5 protein-coding genes and 1 pseudogene are annotated in these 5,624 nt (G+C 38.5%); 4 read left to right on the top strand and 2 right to left on the bottom strand.

The features are described from left to right. Positions 1-127 precede the first annotated feature (127 nt). Positions 128-1,174 (top strand): annotated as a pseudogene (locus tag ETB99_RS14420) (M20 peptidase aminoacylase family protein); the annotation flags it as partial. A 138-nt stretch (positions 1,175-1,312) separates the two neighbouring features. Further along, positions 1,313-1,996 (top strand): DNA alkylation repair protein, encoded by a 684-nt coding sequence (locus tag ETB99_RS14415; RefSeq protein ID WP_171700917.1) that lies wholly within the window; start codon positions 1,313-1,315, stop codon positions 1,994-1,996. 388 nt (positions 1,997-2,384) lie between these two features. Here the strand turns inward: ETB99_RS14415 and ETB99_RS14410 are convergent, their stop codons facing one another. Further along, positions 2,385-2,699 carry a hypothetical protein gene (locus tag ETB99_RS14410; RefSeq protein ID WP_132949679.1) on the bottom strand — a complete coding sequence of 105 codons (315 nt, stop codon included), beginning with the start codon at positions 2,697-2,699 and terminating at the stop codon, positions 2,385-2,387. 136 nt (positions 2,700-2,835) lie between these two features. Next, the gene (locus ETB99_RS14405; RefSeq protein ID WP_171700916.1) at positions 2,836-3,828 is read right to left on the bottom strand and encodes an NADPH:quinone oxidoreductase family protein; all 993 of its coding nucleotides are present in this window, start codon (positions 3,826-3,828) and stop codon (positions 2,836-2,838) included. A 134-nt stretch (positions 3,829-3,962) separates the two neighbouring features. Here ETB99_RS14405 and ETB99_RS14400 point away from each other — a divergent pair, with 134 nt between their 5' ends. Together ETB99_RS14400 and ETB99_RS14395 are read left to right on the top strand one after the other, a co-directional pair. Beyond that, entirely contained in the window at positions 3,963-4,550 is a 588-nt protein-coding gene (locus tag ETB99_RS14400) for a TetR/AcrR family transcriptional regulator (RefSeq protein WP_171700915.1), read from the top strand. 265 nt (positions 4,551-4,815) lie between these two features. Beyond that, positions 4,816-5,559 carry a hypothetical protein gene (locus ETB99_RS14395; protein WP_171700914.1) on the top strand — a complete coding sequence of 248 codons (744 nt, stop codon included), beginning with the start codon at positions 4,816-4,818 and terminating at the stop codon, positions 5,557-5,559. The last annotated feature ends 65 nt before the right edge of the window (positions 5,560-5,624 follow it).

Genomic DNA, 5,624 nt, shown 5'->3' with positions numbered 1-5,624 from the left:
ATTCGGTATACTTTTAGACATAGGTAGGGTACTCCTTTCTCTAAGATTTTTGGTTCAAATCAGAGAATACCCTACCTTTTTTCTTTTTGCCTAGCAAAATGCTTTACACAAAATTTTATACATCATCGAAACGAGCTGGAACGAATATAATACGACGGCTTATATTAGACAATTTTTAGAAAAGGAAGGGATTCCATATAAAGTTTTTGATGACTGTCCAGGTATTGTTGCTGAAATGGGAAATGGAAAGCCTGTCGTTGCCGTTCGCGCCGATATGGATGCTCTATGGCAAGAGGTAGATGGCGAATTCAAAGCTAATCATTCTTGCGGACATGACGCGCATATGACAATTGTGATGGGACTTATTTTAAAATTAAAAACTTGCCACTGGGAAAGAGGAACGGTACGATTTATTTTCCAGCCTGCTGAAGAAAAGGGGAATGGCGCGATCACAATGGTGGAAAAGGGGGTTGTGGACGATGCCGATTATTTGTTTGGGGTTCACTTGCGTCCGATTGAAGAATTGCGCTTAAAACAAGCCGCACCATCGATTCGGCACGGGGCGGCCGAGTTTTTAGTCGCCAATATATACGGTTCAGATTTTCATGGTGCTAGGCCGCACCAAGGTGTGAATGCGATTGATGTTATTTCATTGATTAACTTTCAATTAAAAAATATATGTTTTTCTCCGCAGCAATCTTATTCAATAAAAATGACAAAATGTCAAGCAGGTGGCGAAAATCTTAATATTATTCCAGGCAATGGACAGTTTGCTTTAGATGTAAGAGCGGAAAGCAATCAATTATTACAGAAGATAAAGGAAAAGGTAGAAAACGTCATAAAATCTGCTAAATCTATGGGAGCTGAAATCTCATATAAGTGGGTAGATTTCACTCCAGCGGCAGAAGTGTCGGCAGAGGCGGAAAATTTGCTTCGAAAAGGGATTATCGAAACATTTGGGGAAAGTGGATGCGTCTCTTCGCTTGTAACGTCAGGAAGTGATGATTTTCACTTTTATACCATTAAAAGACCACACTTAAAAGCCGCTATGTTAGGACTAGGAGCTAATTTAAAGCCAGGTTTGCATCATCCCTATATGACGTTTGATCATTCTTGTTTAATCGATGGGGTGCAAATATTAAAAACCGCGGTTATGGAAGCATTAAAAAAATGATAGGTTTTCCAACGGACATTGCCTGTCACTGTTTGAACTGTTAAAGAGGTGAGAATGAACTTCTCCCGCCTACACGTTGTTTAGAGGTGGGAGACTTGAACATGTTAAAGAATGTTGAGATCATTAGGAGGAAAAACAATGGCCGATATTTATATAAGACAATTAGTAGAATGGATGAATCAGCATCGAAATGAAGAAAATGCGAAAGCGATGAAAAAATATATGCGCGACCAATTTGATTTTCTTGGCATTAGGTCACCACAGCGAAATGCATTGTTAAGAGAATTTTTAAAAGAGCATGGAAAACCACGTTTGGAAGAGTTGCCGCAAATGGTTTTAGCGCTCTGGGAACTGCCGGAAAGGGAATTTCAATATATCGCACTTACTTTGCTTGAGAAAGAAGTAAAGAAGTTATCCGATGAACATTTACCGCTAGCGGAAACACTGGTTGTCACAAAGTCATGGTGGGATACAGTTGACCCTCTTTCTACAAACATAATAGGAACCATATTAAAAAAACATCCGAAATGGATTGAACATTATACTAGAAAATGGATTCAGTCTGATCATATGTGGCTGCAACGTACCGCTATCTTGTTTCAACTAAAATATAAAAAAGAAACAGATGAACAATTGCTTTATCAGTATATTCGAATGTGCAAGGACTCAAGAGAATTTTTTATTCAAAAGGCGATTGGATGGGCGCTGCGGGAATACTCGAAAACAAATCCAGAAAGTGTGATAAGCTTCGTAGAAAGTGAACATTTGGCACCATTAAGCAAGCGTGAAGCACTCAAAATCATTGAGAAGCATGAAAGCTGATGGGGGAAAAGGGAGAAAGTGCAAAACATATAGTTACAGGGCGGATTTATCAGGAAATGGAGCAAATTTTATTAGCAGCGAAAACGTTTCGAAGCAGCCATGCGTTTCTGCAAAGAAATGGATCGGTGTGAAATATTAAAAAAATTTGATTTTTAGTTTTTTAAAAATCAATCATATAATTTGAGGCGTTGAGGTCATTTTGTCATCAGATGACCTTACATATTCGTAGTGATTCATTTTTCGTATGAATGAAAACGATTTCTTGAGCAAGGGGGGATTCAGTTACGTTTTTATTAGAGAACTTCTGTATTATTTTTCAATTTATTAAAGAAATAAAAGACTAAAAAACGAGAGGAAGAGGGAGGCCTCTTCCTCTCGTTTTTGTTCATTAATAAAACGTTTCGTTCAATTCCCAAGACTCAACGACGGCATAAGCTGTTTGTGGATCCAATCCTCTGCCGATTAAATAAGCCATTGCCGCGACTTCATGCAGCGCGTGTGCAAACGATGTAGTCTGTGCCTCTTTTAAACCGTATTGAACAAAAGGAGCAACCGTGCTGAGTGTTTGATCTTTTAAATGAGGATACAAAGGTTGTTTAATTTGCTGATGCGCTATGATCTCAGACTGTGGATATTGCGGAAATGGTGCAACTGGTTGCGGCTGGTAATAAGGCATTGGATAAGGTGTAGGGTAATATTGCATGCTGTAACTTCCTTTCTTTTGTCGTCATTTTAAGCCCAATCCTATACTATGTTCCGCTATTGTCCACTGCGCTAGATAGATGCCTATTTTTAGGTGTTAATAAAAAGAGGGGCATCAACAGCCCCTTTGATTGATATTATGCCAGCTTTACAACCGTTCTGCCGCGCAGTTTGCCTTTTAGAATGTTCGATAATGCCTCAGGAAGTTGTTCAAGCGTAATTTCTTGTGCAATCAATTCTAGTAATTGATTCGGTTTTAAGTCGCTGGCCATTCGTTCCCAAATTTGTTTCCGTAATTCCATTGGGCAATAGACAGAATCGATGCCAAGCAAGTTGACGCCGCGAAGGATAAACGGGAAGACGGTTGTTGGAACGTCTGCGCCACCTGTTAACCCGCTGACAGCTACGGAGCCGTTATATTGGATTCTACTAAGGATAGAGGCAAGGGTTCTCCCGCCAACAGGGTCAACAGCCGCGGCCCAATATTGTTTATCTAACGGACGGATTTGTTCTGGACAGACTTCTTCGCGAGAAATGATTTCTTTTGCGCCAAGCTTGCGCAGATATTCGTGTTCGCTTTCTTTGCCCGTACTTGCAACAACGTGATAGTTTCGTTTGGCTAACATGGAAACCGCGATGCTTCCGACTCCGCCAGTGGCTCCTGTTACAAGCACTTTTCCTTTTTCAGGGGATAATCCGTTTTCTTCTAAGTGGTGGATGGACAATGCCGCCGTAAACCCTGCCGTTCCTAAAGCCATTGCTTCTTTTAATGTCAATCCTTTTGGAAGAGGGACAATCCAATCTCCAGGAATGCGGGCATATTCGCTGTAGCCTCCGTAATGTGACACGCCGATTTCATAGCTCGTTGCAATGACTTCGTCTCCTTCTTTAAAGCGCGGATCCTTAGAAGAGGCGACAATACCGGCGAGATCGATACCAGGGATAAATGGATACGATTTCACAATTTTTCCATTCGGAATGCATGCTAATCCATCTTTATAGTTGACGCTGGAATAAGCAACTTTAATGACAACATCTCCCTCTGGAAGGTCATCCATGGAGACGGTTTTCACATTCACCGTAAAATCTGTCTCCGTTTTGTTTACTACTAGCGCTTTGAATTGGTCCACTTGACATCCCCCATTTAGTTTTTTCGTATTCTTACCTATAACGATAACAAAATTATTCTGACCGGTCAAAATATTTTTATCGTCAAAAATTGATGTATAATATCGTTATGATTGAAGTTCGAGGGGTGGATTGGATGAAGAAAAAAGCAGAAGAAAGGCGAGAGCAAATTTTAAGGGCTGCTTTTCAAGCGGTTTCCGATAAAGGATACGAAACGGTGACATTGCAAGATATCGCGGATTATGCCGCTGTAAGCAAAGGGGTTACGAATTATTATTTTGAAAATAAGGAAGATGTTTTTTTAAGCTTGCTGGAATGGGTGACGGATCGGATTTATCAACATGAGCATAAAGCAGTTAGCGAGAAAACAACGGCGATCGAAAAGTTAGAGGCATACATTCATTCGGTGTTTATCGATCCAGAAAAGAATAAAAAGTTTTATAAAGTGTATCTTGACTTTATCGCACAAGCCAGCCGAAATCCACAATATCGGCAAATTAATCTCAAGTTTTACGAAAACTGTTGGAAAATCGGACGCGACATTGTTGCGCTTGGACAAGAGGAAGGAACATTTTCATCAGACATTCAGGCGGATACAGCTTCAAAAATGATTCGCTCGATCATCGATGGATGTCTCATTCAGTGGTTAATGTGTGATGAGAATCATCTTCATGAGTTTTATAAAAATACTTGTTATGATGTTATTTTAAAATATTTAAAATAAAGAAAATCCTTCTTTGAAGTGACCCCTGTCAAGTAGACAGGGTCACTTCACTCCAGGCGAACAGTGCCTGGCACTGTTCGCCATGACAGTTTACCCATATCGTTTTTTAAGATGTGATTACTCTACAAGGTATGAAGGTTGGTTAGCTGAGAAAATTTTAATAATATTTCTAATTTAACTTGAATTTATTTATGAAAAAATAATATAATTTGTATTAAAATTATATATATTAAATATTTTTCAAAAAAATATGAGAGGTGTTTTTATGTTAAGAAAATTAGAATTTTTGCTTACTATCTTTATTTCGTTCCTTATCTTATTCCCGTCTATTTCTGTAGGTGCGACTAATATTGGCAAAGAACCATTATCTATGGTTCCTGAATCTGCATTACCGGTATTAGAAACTCAAAATAATGAATTGGCAGAAGTACATAGGTCGATAGAAAATATTTTTGGTAGTGTAGAGTCTTTTTATGAATACGGAACCCTCTATCTCAAAAAAGATGGTTCTATTGTTATCGGAATCAATAAAGAGGATAGTAAGATAAAAGAATTTAAGGAAAAAATTAAATCTGTTTCATCAAGCAATAAAGTACAGTGGAAAAAAATTGACTATAGCACTAGTAGTTTGATTAAAATTGCAGAAAAAGTACAAGCAGATTTGGAAAAGCGTAAAGAAGAAAAGTCAATAGCAGAACAAACTACTATTGTTAGTGTTGACGAAGTGAACGGAAAAGTTGTTCTTGAGGTAGAGTCAATATCAGAACATATACAAAAACATTTTGAAAATCAATTTGGAGACATTTTGGTTATTAAACAAGGAATATCAGCTCATCCAGAAATTTCAATAGAGAGAAACTGGACAAAATTAGGAGGAGGAATAGCTTTAAGTGATTATGGAGATCCTTTTGGAGTTTGTACTTCAGCAGGAATAGGAGAAAAAGATTCTATATACATCCAAATTGGCATTTTAACCTCTGATTCACACAGCACACCCCATGCGGCGTAACACCTCATCTGGATGTTGTAAGACGTACTGTTCAAAGCGAGTAATGGATTGGGCAATGTCATTTT

The organism is Anoxybacillus sp. CHMUD (genome assembly GCF_013096965.1).
GTDB lineage: Bacteria > Bacillota > Bacilli > Bacillales > Anoxybacillaceae > Anoxybacillus > Anoxybacillus kestanbolensis_A.
Note: the sequence above shows the minus strand (reverse complement) of the source record. Positions and strands in the feature narration are given on the sequence as shown.

Coding starts and splice junctions, on each gene's coding strand:
- ETB99_RS14410 (WP_132949679.1), bottom strand. CDS start 2,699: ATGCAATATTACCCTACACCTTATCCAATGCCTTATTACCAGCCGCAA.
- ETB99_RS14415 (WP_171700917.1), top strand. CDS start 1,313: ATGGCCGATATTTATATAAGACAATTAGTAGAATGGATGAATCAGCAT.
- ETB99_RS14400 (WP_171700915.1), top strand. CDS start 3,963: ATGAAGAAAAAAGCAGAAGAAAGGCGAGAGCAAATTTTAAGGGCTGCT.
- ETB99_RS14395 (WP_171700914.1), top strand. CDS start 4,816: ATGTTAAGAAAATTAGAATTTTTGCTTACTATCTTTATTTCGTTCCTT.